This is a genomic window from Sphingomonas sp. (assembly GCF_051962185.1).
Lineage (GTDB): Bacteria > Pseudomonadota > Alphaproteobacteria > Sphingomonadales > Sphingomonadaceae > Sphingomonas.
Map to the genome: position 1 here is coordinate 1 of NZ_JBQCCN010000140.1, position 20,108 is coordinate 20,108.

The 20,108-nt window shown below is 66.4% G+C and carries 17 protein-coding genes; 12 read left to right on the forward strand and 5 right to left on the reverse strand.

Annotation, left to right across the window (positions count from 1 at the left end):
- Positions 1–155 precede the first annotated feature (155 nt).
- The 5 genes from ACTHJR_RS08465 to ACTHJR_RS08485 form a co-directional block, all read right to left on the reverse strand.
- Positions 156–917, reverse strand: a complete 762-nt coding sequence (locus tag ACTHJR_RS08465; protein ID WP_440522690.1) for an ABC transporter permease — start codon at positions 915–917, stop codon at positions 156–158.
- Between the two features lie 151 nt (positions 918–1,068).
- On the reverse strand, positions 1,069–2,001 hold the full coding sequence (locus tag ACTHJR_RS08470; RefSeq protein ID WP_440522691.1) for an ABC transporter ATP-binding protein: 933 nt from the start codon (positions 1,999–2,001) through the stop codon (positions 1,069–1,071).
- 65 nt (positions 2,002–2,066) lie between these two features.
- Entirely contained in the window at positions 2,067–2,801 is a 735-nt protein-coding gene (locus ACTHJR_RS08475; protein WP_440522692.1) for a DsbA family protein, read from the reverse strand.
- Entirely contained in the window at positions 2,798–4,144 is a 1,347-nt protein-coding gene (locus tag ACTHJR_RS08480) for a M48 family metalloprotease (protein WP_440522693.1), read from the reverse strand. The genes ACTHJR_RS08475 and ACTHJR_RS08480 overlap by 4 nt, the downstream gene beginning before the upstream one ends.
- A 97-nt stretch (positions 4,145–4,241) precedes the next feature.
- On the reverse strand, positions 4,242–6,899 hold the full coding sequence (locus tag ACTHJR_RS08485) for an Rne/Rng family ribonuclease (RefSeq protein ID WP_440522706.1): 2,658 nt from the start codon (positions 6,897–6,899) through the stop codon (positions 4,242–4,244).
- 94 nt (positions 6,900–6,993) lie between these two features.
- Here ACTHJR_RS08485 and ACTHJR_RS08490 point away from each other — a divergent pair, with 94 nt between their 5' ends.
- The 12 genes from ACTHJR_RS08490 to ACTHJR_RS08545 form a co-directional block, all read left to right on the forward strand.
- Complete coding sequence (locus ACTHJR_RS08490; protein WP_440522694.1) at positions 6,994–7,311, forward strand: hypothetical protein; 318 nt, start codon at positions 6,994–6,996, stop codon at positions 7,309–7,311.
- 77 nt (positions 7,312–7,388) lie between these two features.
- Positions 7,389–8,639, forward strand: coding sequence for an N-acetylmuramoyl-L-alanine amidase family protein (locus tag ACTHJR_RS08495; RefSeq protein ID WP_440522695.1), 1,251 nt, complete (start codon positions 7,389–7,391; stop codon positions 8,637–8,639).
- Between the two features lie 50 nt (positions 8,640–8,689).
- Positions 8,690–11,203 carry a penicillin-binding protein 1A gene (locus ACTHJR_RS08500; RefSeq protein WP_440522696.1) on the forward strand — a complete coding sequence of 838 codons (2,514 nt, stop codon included), beginning with the start codon at positions 8,690–8,692 and terminating at the stop codon, positions 11,201–11,203.
- Between the two features lie 107 nt (positions 11,204–11,310).
- Positions 11,311–12,438, forward strand: a complete 1,128-nt coding sequence (gene prfB / locus ACTHJR_RS08505; protein ID WP_440522697.1) for a peptide chain release factor 2 — start codon at positions 11,311–11,313, stop codon at positions 12,436–12,438.
- Positions 12,438–13,184, forward strand: coding sequence for a class I SAM-dependent methyltransferase (locus tag ACTHJR_RS08510; protein ID WP_440522698.1), 747 nt, complete (start codon positions 12,438–12,440; stop codon positions 13,182–13,184). Before prfB ends, ACTHJR_RS08510 begins: the two co-directional genes overlap by 1 nt.
- Positions 13,185–13,255: 71 nt before the next feature.
- Positions 13,256–14,050, forward strand: coding sequence for a thymidylate synthase (locus ACTHJR_RS08515; RefSeq protein WP_440522699.1), 795 nt, complete (start codon positions 13,256–13,258; stop codon positions 14,048–14,050).
- Positions 14,051–14,075: 25 nt separating this feature from the next.
- Positions 14,076–14,516: a nuclear transport factor 2 family protein gene (locus ACTHJR_RS08520; RefSeq protein WP_440522700.1), complete on the forward strand. Its 441-nt coding sequence runs from the start codon at positions 14,076–14,078 to the stop codon at positions 14,514–14,516.
- A 32-nt stretch (positions 14,517–14,548) separates the two neighbouring features.
- Positions 14,549–15,478: a BPSS1187 family protein gene (locus tag ACTHJR_RS08525; RefSeq protein WP_440522701.1), complete on the forward strand. Its 930-nt coding sequence runs from the start codon at positions 14,549–14,551 to the stop codon at positions 15,476–15,478.
- 11 nt (positions 15,479–15,489) lie between these two features.
- Entirely contained in the window at positions 15,490–15,969 is a 480-nt protein-coding gene (locus ACTHJR_RS08530) for a dihydrofolate reductase (protein WP_440522702.1), read from the forward strand.
- 155 nt (positions 15,970–16,124) lie between these two features.
- Positions 16,125–17,336, forward strand: a complete 1,212-nt coding sequence (locus ACTHJR_RS08535) for a dipeptidase (RefSeq protein WP_440522703.1) — start codon at positions 16,125–16,127, stop codon at positions 17,334–17,336.
- Positions 17,337–17,356: 20 nt separating this feature from the next.
- Positions 17,357–18,286: a bifunctional riboflavin kinase/FAD synthetase gene (locus ACTHJR_RS08540; protein WP_440522704.1), complete on the forward strand. Its 930-nt coding sequence runs from the start codon at positions 17,357–17,359 to the stop codon at positions 18,284–18,286.
- A gap of 197 nt (positions 18,287–18,483) precedes the next feature.
- On the forward strand, positions 18,484–20,108 hold a 1,625-nt coding region (locus ACTHJR_RS08545), incomplete at its 3' end, for an isoleucine--tRNA ligase (protein WP_440522705.1).

The window sequence follows — 20,108 nt, forward strand, 5'->3', positions numbered from 1 at the left end:
TGCGGCCCGACGCCACCGCCGACGCCGCTCGCTCCCGGAGATCATTCGAATAGGGTCTCGCCATGATCGCTGGCCTCCATCCCCAGCCACCAGGTTGAATCAGATCTCAACCCGCTTGGGAATCCCCATTCGATTCAATCAGTCAGAAAACGAGTCTAGTTCTTCAATCGGTACCCCGTCCGGAAAATCCACGCGATCACGCCGAGGCAAACGATCAGGAATCCGCCGGTCGCCGCCAGGCTGACCAATATGTCGACATCGCCCTTGTCGAAGAAGCTCCAGCGGAAGCCGCTCACGAGATACACGACCGGGTTGAACAGGCTGACCGTCCGCCACGGCTGCGGCAGCATGTCGATCGAGTAGAAGGCGCCGCCGAGGAAGGTGAGCGGCGTGATCAGCAGGGCGGGGACGAAGTTCAGTTGCTCGAACCCCTTGGCCCAGACCCCGATGATGAAGCCGAACAGGCTGAACGCGATGCTGGTCAGCAGCAGGAACGCGATCATCGCGAACGGATGATGGATCGGGATCGGCACGAAGAACGCCGCGGTCGCCAGGATGATCAGGCCGAGGATCACCGACTTGGTCGCCGCCGCGCCGACATAGCCCAGCACCATCTCCATCGAGTTGATCGGCGCCGACAGCAGTTCGAAGATCGTGCCCGTGAACTTGGGGAAATAGATGCCGATCGAGGCATTGCTGATCGACTGGGTGAGCAAGGAGAGCATGATCAGCCCGGGGACGATGAAACTGCCATAGCCGACCCCGCCGACCTGGCTGATCCGCGACCCGATCGCGCCGCCGAACACGACGAAATACAGGCTGGTGGTGATCACCGGGGTGACCAGGCTTTGCCAGAGCGTGCGCAGCGCACGCGCCATCTCGAATTTGTAGATGGCCAGGATGCCGTGGACATTCATGCCATCCTCCCCGCTTGCGGGGAGGGGGACCATGCCGAAGGCATGGTGGAGGGGCTTTGCGCCAACGGACTCGCGAAGGGAGAAGCCCCTCCACCAAGCCGCTGCGCGCCTTGGTCCCCCTCCCCGCAAGCGGGGAGGAACAGGTTCATACTCACTTCGCGCCCTCCTTCACCAGATCGACGAAGATGTCCTCAAGGCTCGATTTCGAGGTCTCGAGGTCCTTGAAGCCGATATTCATTTCGCCGAGCTTGCGCAGCAGCGAGGGGATGCCGGTCCGCTCGGCCTGGGCGTCGAACACGTAGCGCAAGGTCTTGCCCTCGTTTTCGAGGCTCAGATGCCATTCGTCGAGATCGGCCGGCAGGCCGCTCATCGCTTCGTTGAGCGCGATGTCGAGTTCGCGCTTGCCGAGCTTCTTCATCAGCGCGGCTTTCTCGTCGACCACCAGCAACTTGCCGCCCGAGATCACGCCGACGCGATCGGCCATTTCCTCGGCCTCCTCGATATAATGGGTAGTCAGAATAATCGTGGTGCCCTTGTCGCGCAGCTTGTGGACCAGTTTCCACATGTCGCGGCGCAGATTCACGTCAACGCCCGCGGTGGGCTCGTCTAGGAACAGGATGTCGGGCTCGTGGCTGAGCGCCTTGGCGATCAGCACGCGGCGCTTCATGCCGCCCGACAGCTCCATGATCTTCGACTTGCGCTTGTCGTAGAGCGACAAGTCCTTGAGCACCTCGTCGATATGGTCCGAATGCTGCGGCAGGCCGAACAGCCCGCGGCTGAAGCGGCAGGTCGCCTCGACCGTCTCGAACATGTCGGTGGCGAGTTCCTGCGGCACCAGCCCGATCTGGCGCCGTGCGCGCTTGGGCTGATGGATCGCGTCGCTGCCGCCGACGGTGATCGTACCCGAGCTTGGCGTGACGATGCCGCAGATGATGCTGATCAGCGTCGTCTTGCCCGCGCCGTTCGGCCCGAGCAACGCGAAGATCTCGCCCTTCTCGATGTCCAGATCGACGGCGTGGAGCGCGTGGACGCCCGAGGCATAGGTCTTTGAAACGCCGCGGACGCTCAGGATCGGTTCGGTCATGCAATTCCCCTAGAGACGGGGAAGATGGGACCAGCCAGTTGCGCGCGCAACGGGCGTAACCCAGGTTATTTTCTCCGCGCCGCCGCGACCGCCGCCTGCATCGCCTCTAGCGGTTGCATGCCCGACAGCACCTTGTCGCCGATCACCCAGGTCGGTGTGCCCGACATGCCGAGCGGCGCGGCCATCGCCAGATTGTTCTCGATGATGCCGGTCACCTCGGGCGCCTTGGCGGCGGCCTTGGTCTGCGCGGGGTCGAGACCGGCCTTTTGCAGGGCGGCATCCATGCTCGCGTCGCTCAGCGGGCCGCCGGCATAGAGGGCATCGTGGAGCGCGCGATACTTGCCCTGTTTGGCGGCGACCACGGCGTAGCGCGCGGCGACCTTGCTCTCCTCGCTCAACACCGGAAGCTCCCGGAAAACGACCTTCACCTGGGGATCCGAAGCCACCAGTTTGTCGAGAATCGGCAAACTCGCGCGGCAATAGCCACAATTGTAATCGAGATATTCCACGACCGTGACATCGCCGTTGGGATTGCCCGCCCAAGCGCTGCCCAATGCCGGAAAGATGCGGTCGCGATTGGCGGCGATGAACGCCCCGGTCTGCTTCGACTGCTCGGCCGCCTCGCGCTCCTGCAATTTCTGCATCGCTTCGGGCAACACTTCGGGATGGGTCAGCAGATAGTCGCGAATCTGGGCGCCATTGGTCGGACGCTGGACCAGCCAGGTCGCGCCGGCGCCGAGCAAGGCGGCGAGCGCCGCGACGATCGGAAGCGCGGCACGGGAAGAAAGGAAACCGGTCATCTTCTCTTGTGCTTCTTGTCGTCAAGTTCGTTCTGGCCGGTCATCGCGATATCCTGGGCGCGAATCCAGTCCGAGCTGTTGGGCGGCAGGTTGGCCATCGCCGTGCGGGCGCTGACGACGGCGCGCGCGGTCTCGCCGGTCAGGCTGGCCTGTTCGGCGGCCGCGAGCGAGGCGCGGGCGCTGTCGCCCGACAATTCATAAGCGGTGCCGAGCTGGAACCAGCCGAACGGATTGTCGTCGTCCTTGTTGGTGGCGATCTTGAGGACGCGGATCGCCTCGGGATAATTGGTCTTGTCCTCGGTCGCGATCAGCGCGTGACCATAGGTCGTCGCGATCAGCGGGTTGTATTGCGACAACTCGGTGGCTTCCTTGAGCGGCGTCAGCGCGTCGGCCGGCCGGCCGGCTTCGAGCAGGATCTGCCCGCGAATTTCCAGGAAATAGGGGTCGTGCGGCTTCAGCTTGAGCAGCGCGCGCGTTTCCGCATCGGCTTTGTCGGGATAGCCCGCTTTGTGCCAGGCGTAAGCCCGGGCGTAATGGCCATAGATCGACTGGTCGCTCTCCGGATATTTGTTGAGCGTGGTCGCATAGGGATCGACATAGCCGGTCAGCTTCGCCTTGACCCGCTTGAAGCGGTCGTCAAGCGCGGTGTCAGGGGGATTGTTCCAGGCCGGGGACGATTTGAGATCGGCGTAAAGCGTATTGATACGCTCGTTCGACAGCGGATGGGTCTGCGCGAACGGATCGATATTCTGCAGGCCGTAGCGATATTCCTCATTGGCCAGCTTCTTGAAGAAGTCGATCATCCCCTTGCCGCTGACATTGCCTTCGCGCAGAAACTTCGCACCGGTCGCGTCGGCAGTCGCTTCCTGCACCCGGCTGAACGCCAGATATTTCCCCATCGCGGCCTGCTGGCCGGCGGCGAGAATACCGGCCCCGGCATCGCCCGCGCCGGCCGCCATCGCCGCGCTGCCGAGCACCAGGCTGAGCAGCGAGATGCCCATGGCGGGCTTGGCGCCGGCGTCGCTGAGAATGACATGCCCGTCGGCGACATGCCCCAGCTCGTGCGCGATCACGCCCTGAACCTGGTTGGCGTTATCCGCCGCCTCGATCAGGCCCGAGTTTATGTAGACGGTCTGCCCGCCCGCGGTGAAGGCGTTGATCGAATCGTCTTGGATCAGCAGGACCTGAACGTTGGCCGGCGACAGCCCGGCGGCCAGGATCATCGGCCGCGACATGTCCTTGAACAGCGATTCGGTCTCGGCGTCGCGCAGGATGCCCTGGGCATAAGCCGGTTGCGTCCAGAGCAGGATCGCGGTCGCGAACAACGCGATCAGTCGCTTCATCGTCCGGTCATCCGTTCAAATCCCGCGCCGCGCGCGCCCGATCCCCTGCGCCCCGGCGGTTGAACCCGCCATGAAGCGCAAGGGGTCGGCATCTGCATCACGCGCCGAAGGTACGCTGCCACCAGCCGCGGCGCGGCGATCCGTCGCCTTCGTTGTCGCCGTCGCCGGCGGCTTCGTCGGCCGGCGCGGCGCCATCGGCATCGGCGGCGACCGGCGTTTCGTCGGCGTCATTGGCGGCCGCCGGCGACGGGATAGGGGCCTCGGCTTCGGCGGGCGCTGCCTTCTTGCGGCTGCGCTTGGGCTTGGGCGCGGGCTCGGCCGCTTCCACAGCGGCGGGCTCGGCTTCGGCCGCGGCGGGCGCTTCCGCAACCGGAGCCACGGCCTCGGCGACGGGCACTGCCTTCTTGCGGCTGCGCTTGGGCTTGGGCGCGGGTTCCTCGGCGACCGGTTCGGGCTCGGCCGGCGCTTCGACCGCGGCGGTCGTCGCCGCCGCTTCCTCGGCGATCCGCGCCTTGGGGCGGCGGCGCGAGCGCTTCGGCGCGGCTTCCGCTTCGGGCGTCGCATCGGGCTCGACTGCGACCGGCACATCGGGATTGGCGTGCGTGGTGATCACGGCGCCGGCGTCGGCGGCATCGGCTTCTTCGACCTCGGTCGCGGCGTCGGCTGCGCCCTCGGTCCGGCGTCCGCCGCGACGGCCACGGCGACGGCGACGGCCGCGCGTTTCGCCTTCGCCCTCGCTCTCGCCGGGATGCTCGGCAGCTTCCTGCTCCCCGCCCTCGGCGTCGCCGTCCTCGGGCTGCTGAGTGACGGCATCCTCGCCCGCCTCGGCCTCGGGGCGACCGCGGCCGCGGCGGCCACGACGGCGACGACGACGCTTGCGGCCGCCTTCGCCGTCGTCGTCCGACCGCTCGCGACGCTCACCGCGTCCGCCGCGCGCTTCCTCGGCTTCTTCCTCTTCGTCCTCTTCCTCGTCGAGATCCTCCTCGACGAAATCCTCTTCCTCTTCCTCGATCAGCGCCTCGAAGCGCGGCGCGTGCGCCGGCGGCGGGCCCGAGGCCTCGACCGTCATGCGCGCGCCCTCGGTTTCGCCGTCGGACAGGATGACGACCTGGACGCCGTAGCGCTCCTCGATCTCGGCGATGTCGGCGCGCTTGCGGTTGAGGACGTAGAACGCGGCTTCCTGCGAGGCGCGCAGCGTGATCTGCGAGCCGCGGCCGCGCGCGGCCTCGTCCTCGATCATGCGCAGCGCCGACAGGCCCGCCGACGAGGCGGTGCGGACCAGACCGGTGCCTTCGCAATGCGGGCATTGGCGGGTCGAAGCCTCGAGCACGCCGGTGCGTAGGCGCTGGCGGCTCATTTCCATCAGGCCGAAGCTCGAGATGCGGCCGACCTGGATGCGGGCGCGATCGTTCTTTAGCGCCTCCTTCATCGCCTTCTCGACCTTCCGGACATTGGATCCGTTGTCCATGTCGATGAAGTCGATGACGACGAGGCCGGCCATGTCGCGCAGGCGCAGCTGGCGCGCGATCTCCTGTGCGGCCTCGAGGTTGGTCGCGGTCGCGGTCTGCTCGATATTGTGTTCGCGCGTCGACCGGCCCGAGTTGATGTCGATCGAGACGAGCGCCTCGGTCGGGTTGATGACGAGGTAGCCGCCCGACTTCAGCTGCACCACCGGGTGGTACATCGCCGACAGCTGATCCTCGACGCCGGCGCGCTGGAACAGCGGCACCGGGTCGCTGTAATGCTTCACGCGGCGGGCATGGCTCGGCATCAGGAGCTTCATGAACTCCTTGGCCTGGCGATAGCCGTCATCGCCCTCGACGATCACCTCGTCGATGTCCTTGTTGTAGATGTCGCGGATCGCCCGCTTCATCAGGTCGCTGTCGCCATAGACGAGCGCCGGCGCCGACGATTGCAAGGTCGTCTCGCGGATGCCGTCCCACAGGCGGGCGAGATAATCGAAGTCGCGCTTGATCTCGGTCTTGGTGCGCTGGAGGCCCGCAGTGCGGACGATGCAGCCCATCGACGGCGGCAGCTTCAGCTCCGCCATGATCGTCTTCAGGCGCTTGCGGTCCGACGCGTTGGAGATCTTCCGCGAAATGCCGCCGCCATGCGACGTGTTCGGCATCAGCACGCAATAGCGGCCGGCGAGCGACAGATAGGTGGTCAGCGCCGCGCCCTTGTTGCCGCGCTCTTCCTTGACGACCTGGACCAGCAGCACCTGGCGGCGGCGGATCACGTCCTGGATCTTGTAGCGGCGGCGCAGGTTCATGCGGCGCTGGCGCAGCGCCTCGACCTGGTCCTCCGACCCGTTGTCCTTGCGGCGCCGGCCACGGCTCTCGTGCTCGGCGGCGACTTCCTCATCGGGGGCGCCGTCGTCGTCGAGCCGCTCGATCTCCTCTTCCGAAGGCTCGTGGCCCTCTTCATAGGCATCTTCCTCGGCGTCGAGCTCCGCGCGCAGCGCAGCCTCTTCGGCGGCGTGCTCGGCCTCTTCGCGAAGCAGCGCGTCGCGATCCTCCTTGGGGATCTGATAGTAATCGGGGTGGATTTCCGAAAAGGCCAGGAAGCCGTGGCGATTGCCGCCGTAATCGACGAACGCCGCCTGCAACGACGGCTCGACCCTGGTAACCTTGGCTAGATAGATGTTGCCCTTGAGCTGCTTGCGCTCGGCACTCTCGAAATCAAATTCCTCGATGCGGTTTCCCTTGACGACCGCCACCCGGGTTTCCTCCCGGTGGCGTGCGTCGATCAACATACGCATGGTCATTATTTTCTCTCCGGGCGCGCCGGTCCTTCAACAAGGATAGGGGCGCGCCGATAAGTCGCGCGGTGCCGGCCGGCGGAGTGTCATGCCGCGGCCGGTGAATGCGGGATGGTGGATGTGCGTCTGCTCGCCGCGCACGCCCGGGCATCACGGCCGGGGCACCCGCGCCAACGCGCCCGCCGGCGGAGGCCGGTTCGAGCACAAGGCGGGGGAAATGCATCATTCGAGCGTCAACCTGATGGGCCGCCTGCCGATGAACGCCGGGGCGGCCGTGGGGCCGGCGAACTCCGTACAAATCACTGTCACGGCGCCGGTTATGGATCAGGTAGCACCTGCCATCGCGCGCTTCAACTGGCAGGTTTCTGCCGCCCGCGCGGCAAAAAGATGCCGAACGGCCGATTAACCCTCTCGTTTCACCGACTTTGAGTGAGCGCGCCGGTAACCCTGTTCTCGAAGGGCGAGTAAAAGGGGTTCTTCCTGATGGTTTTTCGCTGGACCGGTTACCGGCCCGCGCGCCATTACGTGCGTGTGTCGTTCATTCTTGCCATGCTGGCCCTGTGGTTCGGCGGCAGCCCCGCCTGGGCTGCGACGATCCAGCGCGTCGAAGTGCGGCATGACGCGATCGTCGTGACGTTCGACCAAAAGGTCGCCGACGCCTCGAGCTTCCTCCTGGCCTCGCCGCGGCGTGTCGCGCTCGACGTCGCCGACGCGACGCCCGGCGGCACGGTCGAGACCGGCGGCGTGGTCGACGCGGTGCGCGAAGGTGCGCGCGACGACGGCGCGCGCGTGGTGTTCGACCTGACTCGCCCCGCCGTGGTGACCGAAGGCAGTTTCGGCGAAGGCGGCCGCGTGCTGACGCTCCAGCTCAAGACTACCGACGATGCCGGCTTCGCGCGCGCCGCGGCGGCCGGGCGGATGAGCTATCTTCCGCCCTTCAATTTCGCCGATACCGGCGATGCCGGCACGCGCTATTCGGTATCGATCCCGGTGCCGCCCGCCAGCAAGACGCTCGCGCTGCCGCGGATCGACGGCGATCCCAGCCGGCCGCTGGTGGTGATCGACGCCGGTCATGGCGGGTTCGATCCCGGCGCGATCTCGCCGACCAGCGGGCTCAAGGAAAAGGACGTGACCTTGCGCATCGCCAAGGCGATCCGCGACGAATTGCTCAAATCGGGCCGCGTCCGCGTCGCCCTGACGCGCGAGGACGACCGTTTCCTGGTGCTGCAGGAACGCTATGGCGTCGCGCGCAAGCTCCACGCCGACCTGTTCATCTCGATCCATTGCGACAGCGTCGGGGCGGGCGACGCGTCGGGGGCATCCGTCTATACCTTGTCCGAAGTCGCGTCGGACAAGGAAGCGGCCAAGCTGGCCGCGCGCGAGAACAAGGCCGACGTCATCGCCGGCGTCGACCTCGGCACCGAGAATGCCGACGTCTCGTCGATCCTGATCGACCTGACGCAGCGCGAGACGATGAACGCCTCGGCCGCGTTCGCCCGCCTGCTCGGTCGCGAGGCGGAGCCGAACATCCCGCTACGCCCGGCTTTCCACAAATTCGCCTCGCTGGTCGTGTTGAAGGCGCCCGACATGCCCTCGGTGCTGTTCGAGACGGGCTATATCTCCAACCCCAAGGATGCGGCGTTCCTCGATTCGCCCGAGGGCCGGCGACGCATCGCCGAGAGCGTCGAGCGCGCGGTGGAGATCAATTTCGCCAGGAAGCTTGCGTCGAATTGATGCGCTGAAACGCTGGCAAGAGCCGTCGGACCTGCTAAGGCCTGCCGGTTATGGCGGCTGACAGTTCGGAAACGATCAACCTGCGGATCAAGCGTGAGGTCGGCGGAGCGGCCGGCTTCATGCGCAACGCGTGGAAGCGCTGGTGGGTCAAGGTGCTCGTCGTGCTGGCGGCGCTGTGGGGCATCGCGTGGCTGCTGATCTGGCTGCTGATCGCGCGCGACCTGCCGTCGGTCGACCGGCTCAAGACCTATGAGCCCGATCTGCCGTCGAACGTCCGCGACACCAACGGCATGCCGGTGTTCACCTTCGCCCGCGAACGCCGCGTCCAGCTCAAGTTCGATGAATATCCCAAATTGCTCGTCGCCGCCTATCTGTCGGCCGAGGACAAGACCTTCTTCTCGCACCACGGCGTCGATTATCCGGGCATCGTCTCGGCATTGATCGACAATCTGCGCAGCAAGCATGCGCGCGGCGCCTCGACCATCACGCAACAGGTCGCCAAGAACCTGCTGGTCGGCAACGAGCGCAGCTACACCCGCAAGCTCAAGGAGGCGATCCTCGCCTATCGCATCGAGGATGTGCTGACCAAGCAGCAGATCCTGGAAATCTATCTCAACACCATCTTTCTCGGCCGCAATGCCTATGGCGTCCAGGCCGCGTCGCGCGCCTATTTCGACAAGGATCTCGACCAGCTCTCACTGCCGCAATTCGCCTATCTGGCGATCTTGCCCAAGGGCCCGGCCAATTACGATCCGGACCGCCAGACGGCGCGCGCGACGGCGCGGCGCAACTGGGTGCTGGGGGAGATGCAGGCCAATGGCTACATCACCCAGCAGCAGCACGATTGGGCGGTGGCCCAGCCGCTCGACACCGTCAACAAGCGCACCCAGCAATTCGAATCGTCGCCCGGCTATTTCATCGAGGAAGTGCGCCGCCAGTTGATCGACAAGTTCGGCGAGGCGTCGGACGGCGGCCGCAATCCGTTCAGCGTCTATGGCGGCGGCCTGTGGGTGCGGACCTCGTTCGATCCCAAGCAGCAGGCGCTGGCGCAAAAGGCACTGCGCGACGGGTTGCTGCGCTATGACGGCAATCGTGGCTGGACCGGGCCGCTCGGCCATGTCGACGTGTCGAAGAATTGGCTCAACGCCTTGCTCGCCAGCAACATCGCGCTCGATTACGAGGATTGGCGCGCCGGCGTGGTGATCGACGACGGCGGCGACTTCAAGCTTGGTTTCTCGGACGGCTCGACCGGCACGCTGCCGCGCGGCGCCGCATCGATGCCGGTCCGTGGCGTCGGCGGTCCGGCGTCGGGCGCGATCAAGGTCGGCGACGTCATCGCGGTGGCGCCGTCGGGTGGCTCTTATGTGTTGAAGACTTTGCCCAAGGTATCGGGCGGTTTCATCGTCGAGCAGCCCGCCACCGGCCGCGTGCTGGCGATGCAGGGCGGGTTCGACAACCGCGTCCAGTCGTTCAATCGCGCGACCCAGGCGTTGCGCCAGCCCGGGTCGACGATCAAGCCGATCGTCTATACCGCCGCGCTGGAGAACGGGTTGACGCCGTCCTCGATGGTCCAGGACAGTCCCTATTGCGTCAACCAGGGCACGCAATATGCGAAATGCTTCCGTAATTTCGGCGGCGAGGGCGGATCGGGCTCGCATACGATGCGCTGGGGCCTCGAACAGTCGCGCAACCTGATGACGGTGCGGATCGCCGCGCAGACCGGCATGCAGAATGTCGTCAAGCTGATGAACGATATCGGCGTCGGCAAATATCCGCCCTATCTGTCGTTCTCGCTGGGCGCCGGCGAAACCACCGTGCAGCGCATGGTCAACGCGTATTCGATCCTGGAGAATGGCGGTAAGGGACGCGCGCCGACCCTGGTCGACTATGTCCAGGATCGCCGCGGCAACGTGATCTGGCCGGAGAACTGGCGGCCGTGCGATCGCTGCAACGCGCCCGACTGGAACGGCAAGCCGATGCCGCGCCCGGTGGTCAAGCTGAAGCAGATCGTCGATGCCCAGAGCGCGTTCCAGATCGTCCATATCGCCGAAGGCGTGATCCTGCGTGGCACCGCGACGGTGCTGCGCGACCTCGACCGGCCGATGTTCGGCAAGACCGGCACCAATTCGGGCCCGACCGACGTGTGGTTCATCGGCGGCACGCCGCAGATGATCGCCGGCGTCTATCTCGGCTATGACCGGCCGAGCGCCTTGGGCGGCTACGCCCAGGGCGGCACGATCTCGGCGCCGATCTTCAAGGAATGGGCGATCAAGGCCTATGACGGCCTGCCCAAGATCCCGTTCCGCGCGCCGCCGGGCATCCGCATGGTCCGCGTCGATCGCATCTCCGGCAAGCCGGTATTCGGTGCCTGGCCGTCGCCGGGCGGCGATCCCAAGCCACAGGTCATCTGGGAAGCGTTCAAGCCGGAAAGCGAGACCCGCCGCTCGCCGATCCGGCGCGACGTGCCGCTGCCCGAAGCGACCAAGGCGGTGCCGCAGGAGAGCAAGCCCAAGGATTCGAACGGCGACGGCGATTTCTTGCAACGGCAGGGCGGTATCTACTAGGTCGTCGCCCCGGTGAACGCCGGGGCCGCTGGCGGCAGACGACCGTTCTTCTTACATAACGGCCCCGGCCTCCGCCGGGGCGACGAACTGGAATTTGGAGTTTCCCGATGCGCGCCGAAGCGCAATCGCATGTCGATACGATCAATGACGCGCTGGCGCTGCTGCGCCGCTTTCTCGATTGGGACCGCGCCTTGCGCCGGCTCGACGAGCTCAACGCGCGCGTCGAGGACCAGAGCCTGTGGGACAATCCCAAGGCGGCGCAGGAAGTCATGCGCGAACGCCGCCGGCTCGACGAGGCGATCACCGCGACGCGCGCGATCGAGAGCGAACTCCGCGACAATGTCGAATTGGTCGAGATGGCCGAGGCCGAGGGCGATTCCGACATGGAAGGCCAGGCGGTCGAGGCGCTGGCCGAACTCGCGACGCGCACCGAAGCCGACAAGGTCAAGGCGCTGCTGGCCGGCGAGGCCGATGCCAACGACACCTATGTCGAGATCAACGCCGGCGCCGGCGGCACCGAGAGCCAGGACTGGGCCGAGATGCTGCAGCGCATGTCTTCGCGCTGGGCGGAACGGCGCGGCATGAAGGTCGAACTGGTCGACTATCACGCCGGCGAACAGGCCGGGATCAAGTCGGCGACGCTGCTGCTCAAGGGCGAGAATGCCTATGGCTATGCCAAGACCGAGAGCGGCGTGCACCGCCTGGTGCGGATCAGCCCCTACGACAGCTCGGCGCGCCGCCACACCAGCTTTTCGAGCGTGTGGGTCTATCCGGTGATCGACGATTCGATCGAGATCGAGATCAACGAGAGCGAGCTGCGCATCGACACCTATCGCTCGTCGGGCGCGGGCGGCCAGCACATCAACACGACCGATTCGGCAGTGCGCATCACCCATCTGCCGACCGGCATCGTCGTCGCCTGTCAGAACCAGCGCAGCCAACACAAGAACAAAGCCGAAGCCTATAACCAGCTTCGCGCCCGCCTCTACGAGCACGAGCTGAGAAAGCGCGAGGAAGAGGCCAATGCGGTCAACGCGACCAAGACCGATATCGGCTGGGGCCACCAGATCCGCAGCTATGTGCTGCAGCCGTACCAGCTGGTGAAGGACTTGCGCACCGGCGTGACCTCGACCAGCCCGTCCGACGTGCTCGACGGCGATCTCGACGCCTTCATGGCGGCTGCGCTATCGCAGCGCGTGACCGGCGAGACGGTCGAGGTGGAGGACGTCGACTGATGCTTCGCCCGGGGGCGATCCTGATTGCGGCGCTGCTGTTGGCCGCGTGCGACGGCGGTCCCGCGGTCGTGCGAAACCAGCAGGACGACGTCGGTCCGTTCCCCGCCGCCGATCGCCCGGTCGCCCAGATCATCTCGCCGCGCTGGTCGACCGAGGAGGCCCGCGATCGGCTCAACGAAGCCGGCGAAGTGATGAACAAGGCGGGCATCGCCAAGGGCATGACCGTCGCCGACATCGGCGCGGGCGAGGGTTATTACACGATCCGCCTGGCGAGCCGCGTCGGCAAGGACGGCCGCGTGCTGGCCGAGGATATCGTGCCCGAAGTGCGTGACGCGCTGGCCGAGCGCGTGGCGCGCGACCGGCTCGACAATGTCAGCGTCAAGCTCGGTCTGCCCGCCAATCCCAAACTGCCCGACGCGAGCTTCGACCGCATCCTGATGGTCCACATGTACCATGAGATCGAGCAGCCCTACGAATTCCTCTGGCGGATGCGCCCGTCGCTCAAGCCCGACGGCGAAGTGATCGTGGTCGACGCCAATCGCCACACCCAGAATCACGGCACCCCGCCCAAATTGCTGCAATGCGAGTTCGCCGCGGTCGGCTACAAGCTCGTGTCGCTCGACGACATGCCCTCGGCGGGCGGCTATCTCGCGCGGTTCAAGGCGGTCGGCCCGCGCCCCGAGCCCAAGGACATCCGCGCTTGCCGGCTGGTGCCGTCGCCGGCGGCGACGCCGACCGCTTCCTGAGCGGTCACTTGTCCACAGCCGCCGCGCCGGCTCGGCTTGGCGGCATCCTTCGGGCACGGTAAACCCAGTCCATGCGGCAATATCTCGACCTGATGCAGCGCGCGCTCGACCATGGCGCCGAGCAGATGGACCGGACCGGGACCGGCACGCGCTCGGTGTTCGGCCACCAGATGCGCTTCGACCTCGCGCAGGGCTTCCCGGTGCTGACCACCAAGAAGCTGCACCTCAGGTCGATCGTCGTCGAATTGCTGTGGTTCCTGCGCGGCGACACCAACGTGAAGTGGCTACAGGATCGCAAGGTCAGCATCTGGGACGAATGGGCCGACGAGAATGGCGACCTCGGCCCGGTCTACGGCAAGCAATGGCGCGACTGGGCGACCGCGGAGGGCGGCCATATCGACCAGATCGCCGAGCTGATCGAGACGCTCAAGGTCAATCCCGCCAGCAGGCGGATGGTGGTGAGCGCGTGGAATCCGGGCGAACTCCACGCCATGGCGCTGGCGCCGTGCCATTGCCTGTTCCAATGCTATGTCGCCGACGGCAAGCTCTCGCTCCAGCTCTACCAGCGTTCGGCCGACATCTTCCTCGGCGTGCCGTTCAACATCGCGAGCTATGCGCTCCTGACCCACATGCTGGCGCAGCAGGCAGGGCTTGAGGTCGGCGAGTTCGTCTGGACCGGTGGCGATTGCCACCTCTATTCGAACCATCTCGACCAGGCGCGCGAGCAACTCGGCCGTGCCCCCGGGCCGCTGCCCAGGCTCGAAATCCTGCGCAAGCCGCCGTCGATCGACGCCTATGAGTATGAGGACTTCCAGCTCGTCGGCTATGAGGCCCAGGCGCACATCAAGGCACCTGTCGCGGTCTGAGCCGCCCATCTGGAGGAGAGCACGCATGAAGCTGGCGATGTTGGCGATGGCGCCCCTGCTGCTCGCGGCAACCGCCGCGCCGGAGCCGCACGATACGGGGGCGGTGGTCGCCGCGGACGATGCCTGGCTCCAGGCCGAGATCAGGGGCGACGGCGACTTCCTCGACCGGTTGCTCATCGACGGCTACCGCTCGGTCGGCAATGACGGCAAGGTAAGCAGCAAGGCCGATATCGTGGGCAGGGCGCGCGCTCGCGGCAATTCGCCCGACATGGCCGCGCGCGTCGCGAAGTGGCGGGCCGAGCACCCGAGCCGCCCGACCGTGACGATTGCCGGCGACACCGCGATCCTGACCTGGATATCGACCAAAGCGGGCGCCGGCGACCCGGTCAGTTCGTGTGACATATTCGTCTATCAGGGGGGGCGTTGGCGGGCGCTTTACTCGCAGCACACCGCGGCCGGAGCCTGACCGCCTTCACGATCGCCAAATAGGGGGCATTCATGTCGCCGATCCGCATCTTCGCCCGCTCGTCGTTGCCCGGCACCGCTCTGCTTGCCGCCTGTCTCATCGCCGCGCCGGTCGTGGCCCGACCGCCACTCATCGAGCGACTGATCACGCCCTCCGCGGCCGATCCGGCGGTGAAGAGCTATGACGATCCGAGCGTGGCGGTCAGCAAGGCGGGCCTCTCGCCCGATGCGCCGCTGGTCATCTTCCTGCCGGGTACGGGCGGGCGACCGGTCAATACGCGCGAGTTGCTCGGCGTCATCGCCGATCAGGGCTATCGTGCGCTCGGCGTCGAATATGACGACACGCCCGCGGTGGTCGGGGTCTGCCCGCGCACCGCCGATCCGGATTGCTCGGCCAATTTCCGGCGCATGCGGGTCGACGGCAGCGGCCCGGGTGCTCCCGGAGTCGTGAATTCGGCGGCCGAATCGATCACCAATCGGCTGGTCGCGGCATTGCGGGCTCTCGACCGCGGTGCGCCGGGCGAGGGCTGGGGTGGCTATCTCGACGGCAACCGGCCGCGCTGGGACCGCATCGTCGTCTCGGGCCTGTCGCAAGGCGCCGGCATGGCCGCCTATATCGCGCGCCAGCACATGGTGCGCCGCGTCGTCCTGTTCTCGAGCCCCTGGGATTTCACCTTGCCCGGCCGCAAGCTGGCGCCGTGGATCGACGGCACCGGCGCGACCCCGGCCGCGCGCTGGTTCGCCGAATATCACCGGCGCGAGAAGACCGCCGATCTGTTGGCGCAATCCTATCGCGCGCTCCGCATTCCGGCCGATCATATACTGGTGTTCGATCGCGACCTGCCGCCGGGGATTGGCACGCGCAGTCCCAACCCGTTCCACGGCAGCACCGTGCGCGACACCGGCTATGCGCCGCAATGGCGGGTGCTGTACGGCACGCCAGGCGACGCGGTCGCACCCTAGGAACCCGCTTTATGCCCGATCCCTGCATCACCTTCGTCCTCGCGCGCGCCGACAACGGCGTGATCGGGCGGGACGGAAAACTTCCCTGGCACCTGCCCGCCGATCTCAAGCGCTTCAAGGCACTGACCATGGGCAAGCCGATGATCATGGGAAGGAAGACGTTCGAGAGCTTCCCGTCGCCGCTGCCCGGGCGGCGGCACATCGTGTTGACGCGCGATGCGACATGGCATGCCGACGGGGCCGAGGTGGTGCATTCGGTCGAGGACGCGCTGGCACTGGGTGGGGACGATGCGGCCGTGATCGGCGGGGCGGAAGTGTTCGCGTTGTTCCTAGATCGCGCCGACCGAGTCGAGCTGACCGAGATTCATTCGGAGCCGGAAGGGGACGCGACGGTGCCCGCGTTCACCGGCTGGCGTGAAACGGCGCGCGAGGACCATCCGGTCGTCGACGGTCGCCCAGCCTATAGCTTCGTGACTCTCGCTCGACCCTAGCCACAACCGTCACCCCGGGCCCCTTCGACGCCGCCTGCGGCGGCGCTCAGGACAGGCTTGTGCCGGGGCCTGCCGTGCCGCACATCACGACCGGAATTGCTCGTTGCACGGCGGATCCCGGGACAAGCCCGGGATGACGATGGGGGAGGGACGATATGCGCAAATGGCTGCTGGGAATTGCGGCACTGATCGTCATCGCCGTGATCCTCTTCTTCCTCCTCGCGCCCGGCATCGTCGAAAAGTCCATGAACAAGGTCGACCCCGTCGCGCTCAAGGTCACGCCGCGCGCACTCGCCTTGCAGAAGACGCTCGACGTCGCCGACATGCATGCCGACACCTTGCTGTGGAAACGGGACTTGCTGAACCGGTCCGACCGCGGCCAGGTCGACTTGCCGCGGCTCCAGGCGGGCCACTACGCGCTGCAGGTCTTCTCGTCGGTGACCAAGACGCCGAAGAACCAGAATTACGACGCCAATTCGGGCGACTCCGACCAGATTACCACCTTGGTCATGGCCGACCTCCAGCCGACCAGGACGTGGAATTCGCTGCTCCAGCGCTCGCTCTATCATGCCGAGAAATTGAAGGGGTTCGCCGATCGCTCGGACGGACAGTTGCGGCTGATCACCTCGTCCGCCGATTTGCAGAAGCTGATCGCCGATCGCGCCGATCCCAAGAGATGGGCCACGCAACCCCACAGCATCGCCACCATGGTGCCGACCCCGCCGGTCGGCGCCATGCTGTCGATCGAGGGACTGCAGGACCTCGAGGGCAAGATCGGCAATCTCGACAAGCTGTACGCGGCGGGCTTCCGCATGGCCGGCCTCGCGCATTTCTTCGACAATGACGTCGCCGGCTCGATGCACGGCGTGAAGAAGGGCGGGCTGACTCCGCTCGGCCGCGCGGTCGTCAGACGGATGGAACAGCTCGGCATGGTGGTCGACGTCGCGCATTCGAGCCACCAGACCGTCGCCGAAGTGATCGCGATGGCGCGCCGCCCGATCGTCTCGAGCCATGGCGGCGTCCAGGCGACGTGCAAGGTCAACCGCAACCTGACCGACGACGAGATCCGCGGCATCGCGAAGACAGGCGGGGTGATCGGCATCGGCTATTGGGACGCCGCGATTTGCTCGACCAGGCCGGAGGATGCGGCCAAGGCGATCGCCTATGTCCGCGACCTGGTCGGGATCGACCATGTCGGCCTGGGCTCCGATTTCGACGGCGCGGTGACCACCGGGTTCGACGCGAGCCAGGTCGCCGCGATCACCCAGGCGCTGATCGATCGCGGTTTCTCGGACGACGACATCCGCAAGGTGATGGGCGGCAACGTGATCCGCGTGCTGACCGCGGGGATGGCGCCGGAGAATTGAGCCCCTTATAGGCGCACGCCATGGAGCGGCTTTCCAGCGGCTCGACACTGCCCGATCACCTTCGCGGGGGCTATGTCGCGCTCGGCAATTTCGACGGGTTTCACCTCGGCCACCAGGCAGTGGTCGGCCGAGCGATCGAGCGTGCGCGTGCCGCGGGCCGACCGGCGATCGTCGCGACCTTCGATCCGCACCCGATGCGCTATTTCCGGCCGGACAGCGCCTATTTCCGACTGACCAGCATGGACCAGCGCGCGCGGCTGTTCGCGGCGGCGGGCGTCGACGCGATGTACGTGTTCGAGTTCGATGCCGCGCTGGCCGGGCTGTCGGCGGAGGAATTCGTCGGCGAGCGGCTGATCCGCGATCTGGGCGTCGCCGGCGTGTCGACCGGCGAGGACTTCACGTTCGGCAAGGCGCGGAGCGGCGATATCCCGCTGATGCGCGCCTTGGGCGAGCGGCACAGCTTCACCGTCGACACGATCGCACCGGTTCAGCTCGACGGCGTCACCGTCTCCTCGACCCGCATCCGCGAGGCCCTGCGCAACGGCGATCCCCGCGAGGCGGCGAGGCTGCTGACCCGGCCTTATGCGATCGAGGGCGTCGTGCAGCACGGCGACAAGGTCGGGCGGACATTGGGCTTCCCGACCGCGAATATCGACATGGCGAACTACCTGCGCCCGGCCTTCGGCATCTATGCGGTACGCGGGCGGTTGCCCGACGGCCGGGTGGTCGATGGTGCCGCGAATCTCGGCGTGCGGCCGAGCTTCGATCCGCCCAAGGAATTGCTCGAGCCGTATTTCTTCGATTTTTCCGGCGATCTGTACGGGCAGACGATCGAGGTCGACCTGGTCGACTTCATCCGGCCCGAGGCGAAGTTCGACGGGATGGACGCGCTGATGGCGCAGATCGCCGACGATGTGGCGACGGCGAAGCGGTTGCTGGGCACGACGTAAGCTGGATGCCTAAACTCCCTCTCCCCTTGTGGGAGAGGGAGGGAGCGCCGGAGGCGCGGAAGGGTGAGGGGGAGTCTTTCCCTCTTGCCATTCCCCCTCATCCCTCCGCCGCGCTTCGCGCGGCTCCCCCCTTCTCCCACAAGGGGAGAAGGGGAGTGATGACAGGGCTCATTGCTACCGCTAAACGCCGCCGACCTATGACTGACGAAACGCCCGCCGCCGTCGATTATCGCGACACCGTCTTCCTGCCCAAGACCGACTTCCCGATGAAGGCCGGCCTAGCGCAGAAGGAACCGGCGATTCTCGCGCGGTGGGAAGCGATGGACCTCTACGGCAAGCTGCGCACCCAGCGCGCGGGGCGCCAGCGCTGGATCCTGCACGACGGCCCGCCCTACGCCAATGGCGACATCCACATGGGCCATGCGATGAACAAGGTGCTGAAGGACATCATCGTCCGCAGCCAGTCGCTGCTCGGCAAGGACGCGCCCTACGTGCCCGGCTGGGACTGCCACGGCCTGCCGATCGAATGGCAGGTCGAGAAGCAATACAAGGACAAGAAGCTCGACAAGGACCAGGTCCCGGTCGACCAGTTCCGCGCCGAATGCCGCGCCTATGCGGCCAAATGGGTCGATGTGCAGCGCGAGCAGTTCAAGCGGCTGGGCGTAATGGGCGATTGGGACGATCCCTATCTCACCATGAAGTATGACGCCGAGGCGGCGATCGTCGGCGAATTGCTCAAGTTCGCCGAGAGCGGCCAGCTTTATCGCGGCGCCAAGCCGGTGATGTGGTCGCCGGTCGAGAAGACCGCGCTCGCCGAAGCCGAGGTCGAGTATGAGGACATCGTCTCGACCCAGATCGACGTGGCGTTCGAGATCACGGAGGCGCCGAACGCGCCGGAGCTGGTCGGCGCGCATGCGGTGATCTGGACGACGACACCATGGACGATCCCGGTCAACCAGGCTTTGGCTTATGGGCCTGACGTTGAATACGAACTCGTGGCTCACCAATCGACGGCGCGTCGTTATTTGATCGCGTCTAAGCTCAAGAATATTTGGAGAGAGCGCGTAGAACGCGGCAACGAGGCCTTCGTCAGCGGTACACTTCATGTTCTTCGGACTTTGAAGGGCTCGGACCTCGCCGGCGCCGTCGCTCGCCACCCGATGCACAAGCTCGGCGGGTTCTTCGCCAAGCCGCGGCCGTTCCTGGCTGGCGATTTCGTCACCACCGACGCCGGTACCGGCCTCGTCCATATGTCGCCCGATCATGGCGAGGACGACTTCCTGCTGTGCAAGGCGCACGGCATCGATCCGGTGTTCGCGGTCGACGGCGCCGGTTTCTACCGTCCCGACTGGCTGTGGCTGGGCGGGCAGGGCAGCGTCATCAACAAGAAGTTCGTGGCTTCGGACGGGCCGATCTGCGCCGACCTGCGCGAGGCGGGGGGGCTGCTCGCCGCGTCGGACGATTTCCAGCACAGCTATCCGCACAGCTGGCGGTCCAAGGCCAAGGTGATCTTCCGCTGCACGCCGCAATGGTTCATCCCGATGGACCAGGCACAGACCAGCGAGAATGCCGCGGCGGTCGCGATCGATCTGCCCGAGCCCGGCGACCTCGCCGGGTTCGCCCCGTCGCTCGGCCATGCCCAGGGCAATGGCCCGACCCTGCGCGAGATCGCGCTCGATTCGATCGAACGCACGCGCTGGGTGCCCGAACGCAGCCAGAACCGCATCCGCTCGATGGTCGAGGGGCGCCCCGACTGGGTGATCAGCCGCCAGCGCGCCTGGGGCGTGCCGATCGCGCTCTACCTCAACCGCGCGACGGGCGA